12 protein-coding genes are annotated in these 19,312 nt (G+C 49.7%); 9 read left to right on the forward strand and 3 right to left on the reverse strand.

Annotated features, from left to right (window positions below):
• Positions 1–21 precede the first annotated feature (21 nt).
• Positions 22–846 (forward strand): S1/P1 nuclease, encoded by an 825-nt coding sequence (locus tag ACXAFI_RS08490; RefSeq protein WP_475108447.1) that lies wholly within the window; start codon positions 22–24, stop codon positions 844–846.
• Between the two features lie 327 nt (positions 847–1,173).
• Positions 1,174–8,295, forward strand: a complete 7,122-nt coding sequence (locus ACXAFI_RS08495; protein ID WP_475108448.1) for a hypothetical protein — start codon at positions 1,174–1,176, stop codon at positions 8,293–8,295.
• A 184-nt stretch (positions 8,296–8,479) separates the two neighbouring features.
• Here the strand turns inward: ACXAFI_RS08495 and ACXAFI_RS08500 are convergent, their stop codons facing one another.
• Complete coding sequence (locus ACXAFI_RS08500) at positions 8,480–9,967, reverse strand: endonuclease/exonuclease/phosphatase family protein (protein WP_475108449.1); 1,488 nt, start codon at positions 9,965–9,967, stop codon at positions 8,480–8,482.
• A gap of 552 nt (positions 9,968–10,519) precedes the next feature.
• On the opposite strand from ACXAFI_RS08500, the gene ACXAFI_RS08505 reads away from it, so the two are divergent.
• The 7 genes from ACXAFI_RS08505 (at position 10,520) to ACXAFI_RS08535 (ending at position 16,566) form a co-directional block, all read left to right on the forward strand.
• Positions 10,520–10,843, forward strand: coding sequence for a c-type cytochrome (locus ACXAFI_RS08505; protein ID WP_475108450.1), 324 nt, complete (start codon positions 10,520–10,522; stop codon positions 10,841–10,843).
• A 6-nt stretch (positions 10,844–10,849) separates the two neighbouring features.
• Positions 10,850–12,241, forward strand: a complete 1,392-nt coding sequence (locus ACXAFI_RS08510) for a D-arabinono-1,4-lactone oxidase (RefSeq protein ID WP_475108451.1) — start codon at positions 10,850–10,852, stop codon at positions 12,239–12,241.
• Between the two features lie 77 nt (positions 12,242–12,318).
• Positions 12,319–13,608, forward strand: a complete 1,290-nt coding sequence (locus tag ACXAFI_RS08515) for a DSD1 family PLP-dependent enzyme (RefSeq protein WP_475108452.1) — start codon at positions 12,319–12,321, stop codon at positions 13,606–13,608.
• 96 nt (positions 13,609–13,704) lie between these two features.
• The gene (locus ACXAFI_RS08520; RefSeq protein WP_444922203.1) at positions 13,705–14,130 is read left to right on the forward strand and encodes a hypothetical protein; all 426 of its coding nucleotides are present in this window, start codon (positions 13,705–13,707) and stop codon (positions 14,128–14,130) included.
• 125 nt (positions 14,131–14,255) lie between these two features.
• The gene (locus tag ACXAFI_RS08525) at positions 14,256–14,894 is read left to right on the forward strand and encodes a DUF6962 family protein (RefSeq protein ID WP_475108453.1); all 639 of its coding nucleotides are present in this window, start codon (positions 14,256–14,258) and stop codon (positions 14,892–14,894) included.
• Positions 14,895–15,096: 202 nt separating this feature from the next.
• Complete coding sequence (locus ACXAFI_RS08530) at positions 15,097–15,687, forward strand: cytochrome b (protein WP_475108454.1); 591 nt, start codon at positions 15,097–15,099, stop codon at positions 15,685–15,687.
• Positions 15,688–15,717: 30 nt separating this feature from the next.
• Positions 15,718–16,566: a polysaccharide deacetylase family protein gene (locus ACXAFI_RS08535; RefSeq protein WP_475108455.1), complete on the forward strand. Its 849-nt coding sequence runs from the start codon at positions 15,718–15,720 to the stop codon at positions 16,564–16,566.
• 361 nt (positions 16,567–16,927) lie between these two features.
• Here the strand turns inward: ACXAFI_RS08535 and arsJ are convergent, their stop codons facing one another.
• Both arsJ and ACXAFI_RS08545 read right to left on the reverse strand, forming a co-directional pair.
• Entirely contained in the window at positions 16,928–18,172 is a 1,245-nt protein-coding gene (gene arsJ / locus ACXAFI_RS08540; protein ID WP_475108456.1) for an organoarsenical effux MFS transporter ArsJ, read from the reverse strand.
• Between the two features lie 85 nt (positions 18,173–18,257).
• Positions 18,258–19,265, reverse strand: coding sequence for an ArsJ-associated glyceraldehyde-3-phosphate dehydrogenase (locus ACXAFI_RS08545; RefSeq protein ID WP_475108457.1), 1,008 nt, complete (start codon positions 19,263–19,265; stop codon positions 18,258–18,260).
• Positions 19,266–19,312 lie beyond the last annotated feature (47 nt).

The raw sequence follows: 19,312 nt of genomic DNA on the forward strand, positions 1-19,312 counted from the left end.
TTTTTAGAGCGGATGCTTGAGATGGGTAAGCTGAAAAAAATAATTTGTATAAATATTGTACTTGTTGGGGTGTTCAGTGTTCTCAAGGTTCACGCTTGGGGGGACGATGGTCATAGAGTAATTGGGGAAATTGCATGGCAATACTTGACCCCGGATGTGGCGGCAGAAGTTGAACTCCTTCTCGATGAAGTTGGGGAGCCACACCTGGCAGAGTCAGCCACTTGGGCGGATCGTATCCGCTCAAATGAGCAATACAACTGGGCTGCCCCCATGCACTATATCAATCTGTCACGCGACTGGCGCAGTTATGTCTCAGCGAGAGATTGCCCTCCGGCGGGTTGCATCCTTAAAGCTATTCAGCAGTTTGAAGAAGTTCTTGCAGATCGTAGTCGATCAGGTACGGAGCGCGCTGAGGCCTTGATGTTTATCACCCACTTTGTGGGCGATCTACACCAACCGCTACATACCGGTCTTTACTCGGATAGAGGTGGGAATGATGTCGTGGTGCAGTTTTTTGGAGAGGAAACCAACCTGCATGCGCTTTGGGATATTCATCTCGTCTCACGGATAGTTAGTGATTGGCAGGATTATGCCAAAGAGCAGACAGAAAAAATCGGCGCGGCCCAGAGCCGGCTTTGGCAGTCTACAAGCGCCACACACTGGGCCAAAGAGTCCCATCAACTGGCTCATCAGCTGGCTTATACCAATGAAACTCAGTTAGGTGAAAAGTACTTCCTGCGTTGTCGAGATTCCGTGGAAATGCGCTTGCAACAAGGTGGTGTGCGCCTGGCCGCTGTGATTAATAGGGCCCTGGGTGAGGGATCTTTTGAGCTGGTCGATCACTGATACGAATATCAGAAATTACTGATAACTATTTCTTTGCGGAGCTGATAACTTCAGCTCCAGGTTTACAATGTATTTAGCAAAATAATTTCAAGCAAGCGCACTTTGCAAAGGTAGCGAGCGCTTTTGCAAAGTGCGCATTATTCGAGAAGGTATTTAGATAAACCCCTCCCAAAGAGATGTTATGAACATAACAGCGTCTCTTTTCCATCCTATTGATGAGAGATCTGTCTAACTATTTGTTTGGCAGGTTTTTGGCGTTTACAAAATGGATGGAATTGGCGGCTATGACTAATCTTTCCCCACTTCACTTTGTGATGAGAAAGAATAATGAAAAAGCCGCAATTGTGCCGAAAAGTCCTCGCCTCATTTTTCCAGGTATTACCCATTATTCCCGTCACTGCGGTTTATCTCGCCAATATAGAGCCTGCCAGGGCGGATTGTACAGTCTCTGGATCTACCGCTACCTGTACCGGCGATATTACCGAGACGATTGAATACACTGATGGCTCTGTGACCGAAGTGATCCTTGAGGATCAGACCTCTGCGCTATCGGCCGATGACGGCATCATATTGACGGACATCGAATCCGATGGTGAAGATGCGTCCGAACTGATAATCACCATCGAAGAGTCTGATTACGGTATTGATGTGACCGATACCGCTATCGAGATTACTGCCGAGGGGGGAGATGGAGAAAGCGCTTCCGGCACTAGTGGCGCCGACGGCGATGCTGGCGGTATAACCAATGAGGTGAGTGTTACCATTGATGACGCGCCTCTCACCGCTGGCGGTGCCGGTATCCTGGGTATCAGTTATGGGGGCTCAGGAGGGGACGGAGCTTTTGATTTGTCTGAGGGAGATGAAACTACTGGCGGTGCTGGCGGTAAGGGTGGTGTTGCGGCGTCGGTCGTTATAGAGCTATCGGAGGAGATGACTTTTATTAATCAAGATGGTATCGGCATCCAGGCCAGCGTCAAGGGCGGTGATGGCGGAAATGGTGGTGATGCAGAAACCAGATTGTTTGCCGATTCTTTTGGTGGCGCCGGCGGTGATGGCGGCGAAGTCGCGGGTGTCAATATCACAAATGTTGACTCTTCTGGCGAGGTGACGGGATCTATTTCGATTACCAGTAGTGGTGACTTCGATCACGGCATCGTCGCGGAACTGGTTGGTGGGGATGGCGGAGATGGTGGAGTTGGCTCGGGGGATGTCAGCTATGGCGGCGATGGTGGTAATGGCGGCGTCGCCAATGATGCTGACGTTACCTTGGAAGAAGTGACTATCACCACCAGCGGTGAAGAGGCCCAGGGCCTGCTGGTGCGTAGTTATGGCGGAGCGGGAGGTGCAGGAGGTGAACCCCCTTCGGGCTTTGATATCGTGAATGGCGCCGATGGCACGGCGGCCGCCGGTGGTGGGGTCAATGTCGAGTTTACGGGCTCTATCACCACCTCTGGTACAGAAGCGCGGGCAATATTATTTCAGTCGGTGGGCGGTTTCAGTGGCGATGGTGGTGATGCCGGTAGTTCCTTCAATGCCTATGGTGCAAATACTTCTTCTGCTGACGCCGATGGCGGCGCCCTTACGGTCACCATCGGCAGTGGCAGCTCGCTGACCACGACCGGCGATGTGGCACCGGCTTTCACCGCGCACAGCGTGGGTGGCAGTGGTGGGTCTGGCAGTTCCTCCAATGATATTAGCGCGCTTGGCAGTTCCGGCAGTTCCGGGGGAGATGGCGGAGAAGTTAACGTCACCATTGAGGATGCCAGTTTCTCCACCGCGACCGAGAAATCGACCGCGATCCTGCTGCAGAGTATTGGCGGCGGTGGTGGCAATGGTGGCTCGGCGGACGGAATCACAGCAGTCGGCGGCTCGGGGGGCAGCGGTGGTGATGGGGGAGAGGTATTTCTTACGGTCGGTGAAGCGACTATCACTACTACAGACGACAATTCCTACGGGATCAATATGGCCAGTATCGGCGGTGGTGGCGGCTCCGCAGGCTCCTCTAGCGGTATACAGACGGTAGGTGGAACCGGTGGGGATGGGGGCAGCGGGGATAAAGTTCAACTTAAAATGGACAACTCTACTGTAACGACCGGAGGGGATGATGCGGATGCGATCCTGGTGCAATCCTTGGGTGGTGGCGGCGGCGATGGCGGTGGCGCCTTCTCCTTGAGTGTTGGATATACAGCTGCCTACGGTGGCACGGGGGGTGACGGTGGCGCAGGCGGCGAGGTGATTATTGAGCCGTCTACGGACAGCGACTCGGCGATTACTATTACCACCACCGGCTCGCGCTCGTCCGGTATCGTGGCTCACTCCATTGGCGGTGGCGGTGGCACCGGCGGCGCTGATATTTCGATCAGCGCCAGTATCCTTTTAGAAGTTGATCTGGGTATGAGCGGTGGGGGCGGCAATGGTGCAGACGCCGATTCAGTCAGTGTCGATACAGACGTCGACATAATGACCTCGGGAAACCATTCGCGAGGCATAGAAGCCCGTTCGGTGGGTGGCGGAGGTGGTAGTGCGGGTTACGATATCTCGGTCAGTGATGTTGCTGGGCTTGATTTATCTTTCACTAACGGTGGCTCCGGTGGAGAAGCTGGTGATGGTGACGAAGTAACCGTCACCACCAGTGGCAGCATAACTACCACTGGTGACTTTTCCTCTGCACTGGTAGCGGAATCTGTCGGTGGTGGCGGTGGAGACTCATCTTTCTCATTTAATGGTACTGGCTGGGATATCGCTTCATTGGAGGTGACCCAGGGTGGTGATGGAGGAGAAGGCGGTGACGGTAAGGAAGTCACCGTTACCAGTAACACCACCATCTCCACAGACGGTTACTCATCTCATGGAATTTACGCGCTGAGCCTCGGTGGCGGTGGCGGCGATGCCGGTTGGGCATTCTCTGGTGATGCAATTGATTTTGCGAGTGTAAATGTTTCTGTCGGTGGTAGCGGCGGCGAGGGCGGTGATGGTGATCAAGTTTGCGTTGCCAGCCAGTCAGGGGATATCACTGTTCAAGAAGCTCAATCCTATGGGATCTACGCCCAATCAATAGGGGGAAATGGTGGTAGCTCTTCTTTCACCATTGCCGGTGATGTCACAGGTGGAGCATCTGTAAATCTCAGTACAGGAGCAGACGGCGGAGCTTCTGGCAATTCCGATAGTGTCACAGTGACTTCTGCCTCCACCATTGAAACCGAGGGTGATAGCGGCTTTGGCATCTTTGCCCAGAGCGTCGCTGGAACGGGTGGCAGTGCAGGCATGACGGTGTCCGGCAGCCTCGTAGAATTCGGAAATGTCGAAGGGACAGTCGAAGGCAATGGCGGTGATGGTGGTAGTAGCGGAGCTGTGACCGTGAACAATACCGGTAGCATCAGCACGGAAGGAAGGAATGCCGTTGCAATTTATGCAAACTCCAATGGTGGCGGAGGTGGTTCGGCCATTGGCAGTATTTCGGCTTCTGGTTTGACCATGGACGATGTGACCTATGCCATCGGCGGCAATGGAGGCACCAGCGGCACGGGCGGAGACGTTTCGGTAACCAGTAGCGGTACATTATCGACGGAGAAGCCGAATGCGACGGGCATCAAGGCCACCAGTACTGGCGGCGATGGCGGCAATGGTGGCTTTTCTTTTACTGGCGGTCTCAATGCGAGTGAATATGTCGCCGGTAATGTATCGGTCACCGTGGGTGGCGATGCTGGCAGTGGCAATACCGGCGGGGGTGTCACGATTGATAATAGTGGCGATATCACCACATCAGATATTTTTGCGACAGGGATTACTGCAGTTTCCACTGGAGGCAGCGGCGGCACCGGCGGCTCGGTGTATTCGGGCCAGATTGAAGCGTCTTCCGGTTATGCCGCCGATGTCGATGTCACCATCGGCGGTAGTGGCGGAGATTCAGGGCAGGGTGGCGATGTGAAGGTCACCAATAACGGGACTATTAGTACCTCTAGTTTCTACTCCCACTCGATCTTCGCCAAATCGGTCGGTGGTAATGGAGGTTCCGGAGGGAATGCCTACACGGTTTCCCTAATTGGAACTCAAGATGGTTCTATTTCTTTTGATCTTTCTCTAGGTGGTAGCGGTGGCGAAGGGGCGGTTGCCGGAGAAGTAACCGTTGATAATTATGGTGAATTGACCACCGTAGAAGGCAGCTCAGATGGCATTCATGCCTCTTCGGTTGGTGGTAATGGTGGTACTGGTGGAAATGCGGGTTCAATTATTATCGATATCACTACCGACTCAGCTCAAAGCCTGGCGGCGATATCGGCAACGGTTGATGTGGGTGGTTCCGGTGGCAGTGGCGCGGATGCGGATACCGTAACCGTCAACAATTACGAAAGTATTACTACCTCGGGTGAGGTGGCTAGTGGCATCTTTGCCCAATCCGTCGGCGGTGGCGGCGGGGCTGGTGGCTCTGCATCGAGTTATGTAGTGCAAGTGGCAACCTCCAGTGACAGCGGGTCTGACGATACCGATTTTGAATTGACGGTTTCCATTGGCGGTGATGGGGAAGGCGGCGGTGATGGGGAAGACGTTAACGTCACTAACACCGAAACGTTAACGACTTCAGGCGTCGCCTCCCATGGCATTTTTGCGCAGTCCATTGGTGGGGGCGGCGGTACTGGAGGCGATGGCGGCGGTGGCATCACCGCCTTTACCAGCAATGAGGTGGCCGATGATATTGCTACTTTTATCAGTGCAATTGATACGGTTGCAGGCTTTAGCCTGACGTCTTTGGTTGCCGATTATGAGATTGAGGTCGGTGGCTCGGCGGGGGTCTCCGGGGATGCTGGCGAGGTGACCGTCAGTAACAGTGGTGACATCACTACGTCAGGGGACAGCGGTGCCGCTATCGTTGCTCTTTCGGTGGGCGGTGGAGGTGGCTCCGGAGGCGATGGCTCTGGCGGCTTTCTTACCAAAGTCGCCCTAGCAGAGGGCGGCAGTGGTGGCGGTGATGGCGATGATGTCACGATTACCAACAGCGGCACCATTTCCACCTCCGGCGAAGGGGCGATGGGTATTTATGTGCAATCTGTTGGCGGCGGCGGCGGTACTGCAGGGGACCCTGAATTAGGACTCGGTGTGATATCTAGTGAACTCAATATCGGCCTCGGCGTAGCGGCCTCGGGTGATTCTGGCGATGGCGGCAATGCTGGCGATGTTACCATCAATGTCGATGGGGAAATCCTTACCAGCGGCGATTACGCCCACGGTGTCTGGGCCCAGTCGATCGGCGGCGGTGGCGGTGCGGCTGGGTCGGAAGCCGATGATACTTACTTGGGCGGCAGTGCCGGCGCGGGTGGGGATGGCGGCACAGTCAAGGTTGAAACCACCGAAGAGGTCAGGGTATCCGGGGAGTGGTCTGTGGGCATTTTCGCCCAGTCGGTTGGTGGTGTCGTGGATGACGCCGATGACTCCAGTGATTATGACAACACCGCCGGCGATGTAGAGATCACGGTGGGGGGCGATATTATCGCCGCCGGCACGGATTCCCGCGCCATTCTGGCACAGAGCCAGGGCTCGGAAAGCAGCGGAAGTATCAGTATCACCATCAAAGACGATGCCGAGATTCTGGCGGACCGGGACGCACAGTCCGCCATCGTATTGCTCGATGGCGACGACAACACCATCACCATCGACGAGGGCAGTACGCTGCAGCACGATATCGAAACCGGCGGCGATGCCGTGGAGGTCTCGGGCGGCACGGTCACAATTCAGAATTCAGGCACCTTTACCGGCGAGGTGTCCCTCGACTTTAGCTATGACCAGTACCTGACCAACGAGAGCAGCGGCACTCTGCAGCTCGGCACCGACTTTTCTATGGGAGATGAGTCAACGACGAATGAGCTCAAAAATGAGGGGTTGATGACGGCAGGGTTCGTGGATGAAATCTGGACCAGCAATGTGGCAGTCAAGATGATCACCCAGGACACCAGCGGTATCCTGTGGGTCGACTATGAGATGGGTGACAGCGAGGACGACGGCAGTGCCGACCTGATCTCGGCCAACCTGTTTGCCGATTTGAATGGTTTTGTGGAACCCAACATTATTTCCGGCACCAACCTGCTGACCTCCGGCGAAAGCGGCACCGTCACCATCTTCAAAGCGGATGAATTGGTCAGCGATATTGGCTTGAGCATCGATAGCGACAGCGTCACAGTTTCCTACGCGCTGGAATTTAGTGAAGACTTCACTGAACTTTATATGACCTATACGGTGGACTATTCTGCGTCCACCTCTTCCACCACCACCTCGGATGATGACACTGACACTGCTTCTCCACTGGGGCAGTCCACCACCTTTATTAAAACCAGCTCACCACTGTCGAAGGGTTCACTGTCATTTGTTTCCTACCTGGATAAGATTATTGTCGATGTGCGCGATTTGTTTGATGATGGCTCGGATGAATATGCGAATATGTCTGACATGACGACATTGTTCCTGACCACCAGCTCGACTTCCGATCTCGATACCTATTACCGCGAACATAACCCCAATGAATCCGGTGCAGCAGGGATCATTGCATCGCGGACGGTAAGAATCCTGCACGATTTGCTGAATAGCTGCCCGAACCTCGACCGCACATCCCTGGATCAGTTTATGCTGCAGGAGTCCTGTGAATGGGGAATGATTACGGGCAACAATTTTGACCAGGATAGGACCAGTTACAACCCGGGATACGACGAGCACTGGGTGGGGTTGATGGGCGGTGTTCAGCGTGAAATTCGGCCAAAACTTTTTTACGAAGTGGCTGCCGGTTTCGATAGGTTTTGGTTGGATGACTCCAACTTCAAACAGGATGGTTATCGCCTTCAGGGCGGTGGCGCGATCAAGAAAGAAATCGGTGAGACAACACTGTCAGCCATGCTTAGCGCTGGCCTGTTTGATTACAACTATTCCCGTAGCTACCAGACTCACAGTGGCAGATATAAGGCAAAAAGTAGCCCGTTCGGTGGTTTTATCGGTGGCGAGTTGCGTGCCTCGAAGGTATTTACCAATGGCGACTATCTGATAAAGCCGGCTATTGGACTGATGGCCATGCAGGTTTGGCAAGAAAGCTTCCGGGAAAAGGGCAAAGGCGACTTTAATTGGTCGATCGACAATTTGTCTAAGGGCTTCGCTGCCGTGAGGCCTGCAGTGGAATTCGGGGAAAGCCTAAATTATGGTGACATGTCGGGAATAATCTATACCCGCTTGGGTGTGACTGCATTTTTGAACGACCCGAATATAAAAATGGATGCTCGTTATTCAAGCTTTGATGGGGCCCTGCCAAATTTTGGCTTTGAACTTGACAATGACCGGGTTTACGGAGAGGTCTCAGCAGGCTTAGAGCTTACGGTCAACGAAAATTTCGTCCTTTCTTTTATTGCCAGAGGCGCTGTATCAGAAAATACTCGCCAGGCCGGTGGATCAGTACAGCTTCGGCATAGATTTTAGAACAATAGAGTTTAAAACTGTAGTTTGGACTTTACGTGATAACATCTGAATCTCTCGTAAGGCACTGTCCGTTTAAGTCCGAGTTACTACAGCTTTACTCCAAGCAAAAAAGAAAAATCAGAACTAGCCCACTTAAAGTGGGCTATATACGATCGCAAACGAGTTGCGATGTCTGGATTTCCAGTTATCTCGCAAACTCAACCTGAAAGAACTCCCAGGCCTGCTGGTTATCTGAAGCAGATAAATTACGATTTGCATCCGCCATTACATACTTCCCATGAGCTGTTTTTAAAGTAATCCTGTCGTTTGCGTTTAAACATGCCCATCCGTTCGTATGGTTGAAAAGAGTAAATTTTTCCCAGCTCATGGTCACACCGGCTCTGACATCGACATTATGATTGTTATGCGGCGTGGCACGTAAGTAATGCCCGTTATGGGAGCGTATCGAAACCGTGTCTCCGCTCTGAATACAGCGATGATCCACCCATGGCTGAGTATTACCTTTTTGTTCTAATGCAAGAGTAAAGGTCTCCCATTCCGCAGCAGGCGCAGGCATATTTTTTGCTTCGTCGTTACCACCATAGACTGCCTGAATTCGTGTGTTGTGGTGGGTGTTGAGCAGAGAAGCGGTATGTGCTCTCGCATAAGTGGATGAATAAGCGGCTGCGTGATTTGTCCAATTTAATGTTGCAGTAATGGGGTTGTGGTCACTGATGCTCTGATGAACCTCATCGTAACGATTTGTGGAGAAGCTGATTTGTGAATTACCACGAAATGCAATGTGGTCAACGCCTTTACAGGGCCCCTTAACATCATTGATGTTCGTATTGCCAGCGGCGTAACTGACCTGACTACAAGCCCAGGTTAAGCCTAAATCTGTGGCCCAGCGCCCTAATTCTGATTGGCCAGGGCCCGGTTGCCAGCCACCGTTATCGATCCATGCATTGAAGTCTCCCATCACAATAACAGGGTAGCCCGCCGAATTTTGCTGGATAAACTGCTTTAGCTGATTGAACTGGCCCATTTTTTCTGGACCATTACTGGTGTCCATATGGGTGTTGTAAAAATGAACTTTCAAGTCTTTCGCCAGCTGAACTTCGGTGAAAGTGAAGCCTTTCTCCGTTTCACAATCGGGGCTTGAACCATTTGCTATAAAGTCTGCATAGGTACCCTTACAGCTTGAGTATTCGATATGGAGCTGTCTGCCATTGATAGGGTGCTTGGAAATAGTACTTAAACCATCGCCAAAGCTGAAAATTCCACCCTGGAAGTGATCGCTTCTATAAGGGTATTCTGTTGGGTTGAGTGAAGACATAACTGCATAGTTTCTTACCCAGTTCTCCTTAAGCCCAACGATATCGTAGGCCTGACCGGTAATATAAGTGGAAGAAAACAGGGAGGCTTGGCTGTCTGAAATCCCCTGTAAGCCTTCAGGAAACCCCTTGATATTGGCTGCCATTATTTTTATTTGACCGCTCTGTCCAGATAAGTGCTCTGGCCGGCTGTAGCCTTGATTGCCCACTGTGCCGGTGAAGTCGACCTGTGTGCTGGAGCTAATCAAAATATCCCAGATTTCAGAAAAAGTGATTGCTGAAGCAGAAAAGCTAAAACTCAGACCTCCTACAAAAAATGCGGATTTTAATAGTTTATTTTTCATTTTATTGTTATCCATGGTTTAAGTTTGCCGATTATATTTTTTTATAAGTTGTTCTTTAGAATCATGCTTTTGGTTGAGGACGATAAAGATTGTGCGCTTTAGCTGGTTTTGCTACCTCCTTGATTCATTGTCTCTAATGAATATAAATGGGGACTATTTGAGTAATGCCTAAGGGGCCTTCGGGGAGTTTAATAATAGTTACAGTTTTCAGTTCATCAATAAATTAACCATCAATAAATAAGAAGAGACGTAATGCCAAAGGCTTTACTCATAGGGATGTGCAAAAGAATCAGAGAATAGTAATTACTAAAAGAATAATGGGCAGGTGATACGAATTAGTACCAAGTAAATAGTGAGTTCAGTTCAATATTAGACTGACCAGTTCCGCTTGTTGTCTTAGCTGCCAGCCTGATTAACAATGGTTGCAACTTGAGTACACAACGCCAACCTCAGGTTTAAGCACCTGAGAAATATTAACAATAATGTAGTAGGTGTACATACATGGAACTGGTAAGACCTCACCGGAGCCTTAGGCTTCTCTGCGCCCCCCTTCTTTTGGGTGTATTAATGGCTGGTTGTTCTGAATCCCCCGAGGATAGCCCCGAAAACCGTTTGGCTTTAGCCCAACAAGCACTCACCTTGACGCCTGATGATCCTGAAATAGCCGAGATATATCAGCGAACCTGTCGTAGCTGTCATAGTACCGGTGCCAGTGCGGCACCACTTACTGGCGATATTGCCAGTTGGGAACCGCGTTTAGATAAAGGAATGGATGTACTGGTTGAAAACGCGATTAATGGATTCCAGGGCATGCCACCCCTAGGTCTTTGTTTTGAGTGCTCACCGGAACAGTTTGAGCAGTTGATCGCCTTTATGGCCACTGCGGAGTGAGGGATCATGCAGCAATCACGTCGCCGCTTTATTACCACCATTGCCGCAGGCTCTACCGCCATGGCTGCAGCTCCAATCTCCTCTATTGCCCGCACCTTGGTACAGGCCAGCGATACTGGCAAGCGCAAGGGTATCCGCTGGCGTAACTGGTCTGGTTCGCAAGAGTGTGTACCTAGTGCGCGCTTGGCACCAAAAACGGTTGCCGAACTGCAGCAGCGTGTAGCAGAAGCTAGCGGTACTGTGAGAGCTGTGGGGGCAGGGCACTCGTTCACGGCTTTGGTGCCGACAAATGACACCATTATTTCGCTTGGGCGCATTAGTGGGGTTGTCGATCACAGTCAAGAAACTGCCCAGGCTACGATTTATGCGGGTACGCGAATAGCCGATCTGGGCCAGCCGCTGGAAGATGTTGGTCAAGCCTTGATCAATCAGCCAGATATCGATGAGCAGACTCTCGGTGGATGTTTAGCTACCGCTACCCATGGCACTGGGGCTGGCCTGGGCTGTATGTCCAGCTATGTTGTGGGGCTAGAGCTGGTTACTGCAGATGGCAACACCCTTTGGTGCGATGCGGAACAAAACCCAGAGGTCTTTACTGCGGCCAAAGTTTCCCTGGGTAGCCTGGGCTTGGTGACCAAGGTACGCATGCAAAATCAGCCCAGCTACAGGCTGCGGCGGGAATCCTGGGTGGCTCCAATGGAGGAGCTGATTGAACAGGCGGAGACACTTGCGGGTTCAAATCGGAATTTCGAGTTCTACTATATTCCTTTCTCCGGTATGTGTTTGGCAGATACCCATCAATTGACGAATGAGGAGATCTTCACTACCGAGCGAGAGGATACCAATGAAGCGGTGATGACCCTTAAAACCGTAAGGGACTGGCTTGGTTGGTCGCCTAAATTGCGTCAATACGCCTTGCGGTCTGCAATGGAAGATATTGAAAAGGAAGTGGTTGTAGAGTCCTCCTGGCGCAACTATGCCAGTGAGCGCAATGTTCGCTTTAATGAGATGGAATACCACTTACCACGGGAAGCTGGCTTGGCCGCTTTTGCGGAGTTGCGGCGCACAATAGAGGAGAACAACCTCAATGTTTTCTTCCCTATTGAGGTGCGTTTTGTGAAGGGTGATGATATTTGGCTGAGCCCTTTTTACCAACAGGATTCTGTTTCCATCGCAGTGCACCGATACTTTGAAGAGGATTACCAACCCTTGTTCAAGGTACTGGAACCGATTATGCGCAAGTATGGGGGTAGGCCTCACTGGGGCAAACTCAATACTTTGCACCGGCAGGATTTCGCCAAATTATACCCTCGCTGGAAGGACTATCTTGAAGCCAGAAAGGAAATGGACCCCAAAGGAAAGTTTTTAAACCCTTACCTAAAGGAACTAGTAAGCTGATTGACACCATATTTGGCTTCGGCGCTATGAGGTACTGCCCAAACTAAGAGCTAAAAAAGGAAATTCTGGAGAGGACTTTGGAGAAAGCACGGCGAAAATTCATACTGGGCGGTGCGGCATTGGGAGTTGCGGCTGCAGTACCACTTTTGAGGCCAAAAGCCTTGGGGCAGGGAGGACATAGCAATTATTTCCAAAATATCTCCAAGGCCATGGATGCCGCTGGCTTCTCTGGTCCCACAATGGTGGTGGACTTAAGTCGTCTGAAGGCTAATGCTGATGTGCTTTCTGGGCACCTGAAGGGACACTTTGATTATCGTATTGTTGCCAAGTCTTTACCGGCCCTGGGTTTACTGGAGACGGTAGCCAAGGAGACTGGAACCCAACGGTTTATGGTGTTCCATCTGCCTTTTTTACAACAGTTGGCACAGTCACAACCAAAGGCGGACATTCTGCTGGGTAAGCCCCTTCCGATTGCTGCGGCTAAAAGCTTTTATAGCAGCCCGCCAACAAGTGGTTTTGACCCCAAACTACAGCTTCAGTGGCTCATTGATAGCCCTCGGCGTCTGCAACAGTATGCCGCATTGGCCAATAACCTCGGTCAAGAGTTGCGGATCAATATCGAATTGGATGTAGGATTGCATCGCGGCGGTGTCAATGATGTTCAAGGCCTTACCGAAATGCTTAATATCATTCAGAAAGAACCACAGCTCAGTTTATCGGGATTTATGGGCTATGACGCTCATGCGGCTAAGATGCCGGGGATTCTGGGTGGGCCAGAGAAGGCGATTGACCGCGGCTTGAATATCTACCGCCAAAGATTAGAGCAGGCCAGGCGTATACTGGGTGATCAGTTTCCCAGTGATCTGACATTGAATGGAGCTGGCAGTCCCACTTATCAACTCTATAAAAGGCGTTCAGGGAGTGCTCCCTGTAATGAGTTAGCGGCGGGTTCCTGTTTGGTAAAGCCTACGGATTTTGATATTCCAACCTTAGATGATCATGAAGCAGCTGCCTTTATTGCCAGTCCCGTGTTAAAGCGTCTGCCGCAAACACAGATTCCTGGATTGGAAAGTTTGACAGGTGCTATGCGCTTGTTAAATCCTAACCGAGAGCAAACGTTCTTTATCTCCGGCGGCTATTGGAAGGCACAGCCTGAATCTCCAAAAGGGCTTTCTATCAATCCTATCTATGGGCGCTCCACAAATCAGGAGATGCTCAATGCTTCAAACCAAGTGGCCCTGCAAGAGGATGACTGGGTTTTCTTGAGACCAACTCAAAGTGAGTCCGTATTTCTTCAGTTTGGGGATATAGCTGTATATGACAAAGGGGCAATTGTGGAGCGCTGGTCGGTATTAAGCAACTCCTAAAAATCCAGTTTCATGTGCTCCTAAATAGTTGGTGCTGTGCTGAATATTGCCTTAAGTAATCAGAAGTCATTACTATTATAAATCTTGGAGGGAAATGTGATTTTTGAGCTGGTTTTAGTGCTAAATACTGTTTGGTTCTTAATGGGCTTTAATGTTTTCTCCTTGCGGGGAAAAATTTTTGCCAAGCTGATTGTCCCTAGAGAATATAGAGATACCCCTGTCTTTGGAATACTAGCTGAGTCGGGTAAATTTCTAGGGGGATTTAATTTTTCATTGGCGCTAATGAGTGTTCTTTTGTTGGTTAATCACGCCTCCTTTTCTGGGGATATCCAAAGATCTATATTACTTTTTATTTTTGCTGTTACACATGGTTCTCAGTTTTTTTATAATTTGCCAGTCGCACTAAAGAATCGAAGTGGGGGTGGGCCCTGGAAAGTGCAAGGCGTGATGAAGTTCATATTTGTCATGGATTTTGTCATGATGATGATTAATTTAAGCTTGGCGCTTTGGTATTGGTTGTAATTACGTTGGTTGTCGATTAATGCGGTTTTGGGTGATTTTGCTATTGGATGGGGTGATGTTGGGTGTTGATTGCCAATTAATATATTGCGTGTAGGAATATGAAATAAGTGCTTAGGTTAACAGATGTGTCTACTGAACAGGTTTCATCAATAACAGACTTGATATTGGCGGTCTCGGCGCTGCTGATTTTTATTTATTTTATTAGAAGTGATTTCCAGCCCGATTGGAAACGGAATGTGTGGCTTTGTTTCTACGCTTTATTATTTACTGGTGCTCTTCTGGCCGCCTTTATACATGGAGTAGAGACATCTCAATATCTTAGGGTAGGGCTGTGGTACATCTTGTTTATCTTCCTTGGTCTTTTCCTGGCAACTTTCACATTGGCTGTTGTTAATGACCTCCTAGGTGAATATTATTCTAAAAAAGCATTCCCCTATATCTTACTGGTCGGTTTTCTATTTTTTGTTCTGGCGGTTTTGAAAACTTACGGCTTCTTGGTGTTTGTTGCTTATCAGGCGCTAATAATGATTCCTGTTGTTATCGGTTATGCCTGGCTGGGCTGGACTGATCGTTTGCCTGGGGCTTGGTATATGGTGTTAGGCGGAATTTTTTCTTTCATTGCTGTGATCTTTCAGGTCAGAACGGCGGTCGAATTTACGTTTATTTGGACGTTTAACCATAATGGGATTTACCACATGGTGCAGACGGTCGGCGTACTTTTCTTTTTTATAGGGGTAAAGAAGTCATTTCAAGCAGTCATGTAATGGATTTAGCTGCCTGAATGTTTCCCCGTAAGGTATAAGCATATAAGTTGCTTTAAGTAGAAGGTTGGGGGGAGATCCACAAAAGCCTATCGATAACACCCCTAGTGCCCAAGTATTCTTGACCGATATCTTATAATAGGAGTCCGTGTAATCTTTAGATTGATAGTGTTGTAAATAGAAATATTCGGAAGAAGGCTATTCTATGGGCGCCAGAAATACTATATATGAATATGGAACCGTCGCTAAATGGCTTCATTGGACCATAGCCTTCTTGTTTCTGGGATCTTATGTCAGCGTCTATTACCTCAAATGGTTTACCGAGAAAGATACGCCTGAAAACTGGACTGCACTACAGCTTCATTTATCTATTGGGATAACCATTGGAGCGTTTGTATTGCTGCGAATTTTCTGGCGCCTCACCAATCCTACACCCAGGCTAGAGCCGGGCTCTAAGTTAGAGCACTTTGCCGCCCATACAGGCCATTTCCTGTTGTATCTAATCATGATTATTGCACCACTAACCGGATATCTGGGTACTGGTGTGAATACCGAATACTTTTTCCTGTTTGAAATCCCTCAATTCGCTGACACATCGCTTTTTACAAGCATTGTTCAAAATAAAATGGGCCTGACCTTCAAGCAGTTCGAGGAACCTATCGATTTCATTCACAAAGAAGTTCTGGGGGAGTGGTTGGTTTGGCTGCTTATTCTTGGTCATGTTTTGGCCGCTCTCTACCATCACTTTATCAAGAAAGACCGAACCCTGGTGCGAATGACTACCGGAAAAAAGTGAAATAACCACTCCTTCCGAAACTAAAAAACCATGCCAGTGAATAAAGTGGTCTCTGATAGGGATCCAGAGATTAATAGCCATAAAACCAGGGTGCTTTGCCTGACCTTTGACAATCTTGGCGAAGCTAGAAACGTGTTTCTTAATAAGTCCGCCGTTCCAGATTGGGAAGCCCCAGAGATCACTATTGGATTTCCGAAAGTTTTACAGCTGTTGGATCGCTTGCAAATACGGGCGACCTTTTTTGTAGAAGGGTGGAGTGCTCTACACTATGGGGCGATCATTGAGAATATTCACAACAGCGGCCATGAGATAGGCCTGCACGGTTGGATTCATGAGCACTTTGCCAGCTTGGATCAGCGAGCTGCCCGCCAATCCATCCATGATGGTTTAAAAGTTCTGCAGTTACGTGGCATCCAGCCTTTTGGCTTTAGGGCACCCGGTGGCAAAGTGGGGCCATTTACCCGACAGATACTTGCTGATTATGATTTTATTTATGACTCTAATGTGGAAACCGCTCTACCCAAATGCCTCCCGAATGATGTAAGCGGATTCACTGGTGACAAAATCCAGCAACAGGAAAATGGCCTGGTCTGTATTTCCTGGCAGTGGTTTATGGTGGATGCTGTTCACTATCGTCTTGCCGACAATGGTTTAAGCAATCCACAACTCCTATCCGATTACTGGTGCCAGGTAATCAGGAATGTTGCACAGGCCAATGGCTTTGTAACTTTGAACAGCCACGCCCATGTGACAGGTACTGATCCTAAACGTATGGCTGCCCTTGAAAAGGTATTGAGGCTGGCATTAGCGCTTGGCTACGAAATAGTTCCAGCCATTGACTTATGTACACGTGTAAGAGATATCTCTGCGGGTGACTAAATCGTCTCATTATTGGGACGTTAGAGTGCATGGAGCTGGGGCGCCTTGGCTTATAGCTGGATGGCAGGATTTGGTACCAATTTGGCATGGATGTTTGGCTTTCAGTTCTTTAATCTTCTGCCCGTAAAACTGGCCTGACCTTATGGATACTCTGGGCCTTTTGACACTGAGTCGTAACTGGACTGCCGGTTTGTTCCAGGGTCCTAAGTGGTAACTTATGCGAAGTTGTTTCTGCTGGATATTGTGTTCCTGCTCCCTCCTATTGTTGCTAGGTTGTGATCCCCCGGGGGAGTTTCACCCCATCGCTGAGAAGAAGTCGTCGGTATTACTTTTTATTGAGCGCCTATAATCCTGCATCTGCTCAAGCTACGGCATTGACTATCGAATTACCTTCCTCTTTATGTTTGGGCAAGGCGAAAGAAACAAGTGTGGCTAGAAGCAATAAGCCAGTGGAGACCAACAAACAGGCTTGCAATCCGGCAGTTTGGAACACCCAACCGGATAGTAAAGTTCCACCCAGACGTCCTAGAGCATTGGCCATATAGTAAAAGCCCACATCCATCGAAACTCCATCGTCTCTGGCATAGGCAACGATCAAGTAACTATGTACCGAAGAGTTAACGGCAAATAACACCGCAAAGACCATTAGGCCCAGAAGTATACTGAGCTGTGGGTGAAAGCCTGCATATAGTGCGAGGGCAATAAGGGCGGGTATCAGAGTCAACCCTCCTCCCCAGAGTAGGGCTGTCCGTCCATCGGGAACTTTTGGAGAAAAACTTGCGGTGATTTTGGGAGCAATGGCCTGCACAGCTCCATAGCCGATGATCCAGCTGGCCAGAAAGGCACCGACCTGCCAGTGGCTCCAGTTAAACTGGCTTGCAAGAAAAACGGGCAGGGCGATTACAAACCAAGCATCGCGTGAAGCAAATAGGAATAACCTGGCAGCAGCAAGAATATTCACCGAACGACTCTTGGAGAATACGTCCTTGAAGCGGGCTTTTGCTTTCGCCTTGCCCAGATTTGCTCGCAAAAATTTCTTGCTCAATAGCAACACCACGGCGAGAGCTATTGCCATCAATAATACGGCCCCGCGAAATCCCATTAGAGCAAGTAGCGCTCCCCCCATAAAGAAGCCAATTCCTTTGAGAGCGTTCTTGGAGCCGGTCAGCAGGGCAATCCAGTGATAAAGAGCCCCTTGAGCATCACTGGGTAGTAAGAGTTTGATCGAGCTTTTTGCACTCATTTTGTTCAAGTCTTTGGCAATGCCCGAGATTCCCTGAGCAGCCATAACCCAAGGCACACTGAGATAGCTGGATGGAACCAGTAGCATGGCCAAGGCGCAAACCTGTAAGGTTAAACCGATATTCATTGTACGATTGAGACCCAGGCGTGCGCCGAGCCACCCGCCTACTAGATTGGTCACAACCCCAAAAATTTCATAGAAAAGAAACAGGAAGGCTATTTCTAGTGGGCTGTAACCCAGGGCGTGAAAATGCAGTAGCACCAGCATGCGCAATGCACCATCGGTCAAGGTAAAAGACCAATAGTTGCCAGTCACCAATAAATACTGGCGTACCGAGGGTGAAAGGGTGGAAAAAAACTGCATTGGCTTTTCTTAACTCTTACTGCTTGGGCGCTATCTGGCCTGGAGACCAGGCCAGCCTTACTTTGAGAATTGATTGGGCAAAAATTTATTGATCCATAGTGCCGACTAGGCGGGCCAGTTCCGCTGTGCGATTTGCATAGCCCCACTCGTTGTCATACCAAGTATAAATTTTCACCTGCGTGCCATTAATCACCATGGTGGAGAGAGCATCTACGATGCTGGAGCGGGGGTCAGTTTTATAGTCCACAGAGACCAGCGGGCGCTCTTCATAACCGAGGATATCTTTCAGCTCACCCTCTGCTGCGGTTTTCAGAAGGTTATTAACTTCATCCACAGTTGTTTCCCGTTCTACTTCGAAAACACAATCAGTCAGGGAGGCATTGGCCAGCGGGACTCGTACGGCATGGCCATTCAGCTTACCAGTCAACTCTGGGAAGATGGCGGTGATTGCTGTAGCTGAGCCGGTAGTAGTGGGTATCAGACTGGCTCCACAGGCCCTTGCGCGGCGCAGATCTGCATGGGGCGCATCGAGGATTGTCTGGGTGTTGGTGATATCGTGGATTGTGGTGATGGAACCATGCTTGATGCCCAGGTTTTCGTGTATCACTTTTACTACTGGGGCCAAGCAGTTGGTTGTGCAAGAAGCGGCAGTAATGATTTTGTGTTTAGCGGGATCGTAAATATGTTGGTTTACCCCCAAAACAATATTTGGCACCCCGGCTTCTTTCACTGGAGCCGAAACCAATACTCTTTTTACGCCCTGCTTCAAGTAATCCTCCAAAGCAGCGCTGGTCTTCATTTTACCGGAAGCCTCGATGACAAGGTCACAAGCACTCCAATCGGTATCGGCAATGGCAAGGTTGTGGCTGCAGCTTATTTCCCGACCATCAACGGTGATGGTGTTGTCATTGGCTTCTGCATTGTGCTGCCAGCGCCCATGTACAGAATCAAAATTAAGCAGGTGAGCGAGGGTTGGGGCATCTCCCGCGGGATCATTGATATGAATGAATTCAATTTCAGGCCAGTCCCAAGCTGCACGCAGAACAAGTCGACCGATACGACCAAATCCATTGACTCCGACTTTGATAGCCATTTTGTATCTCCTAAGTAATCTCAATATATGAAAAAACGCATATATTC

The organism is Microbulbifer sp. ABH2_005, from assembly GCF_056160005.1.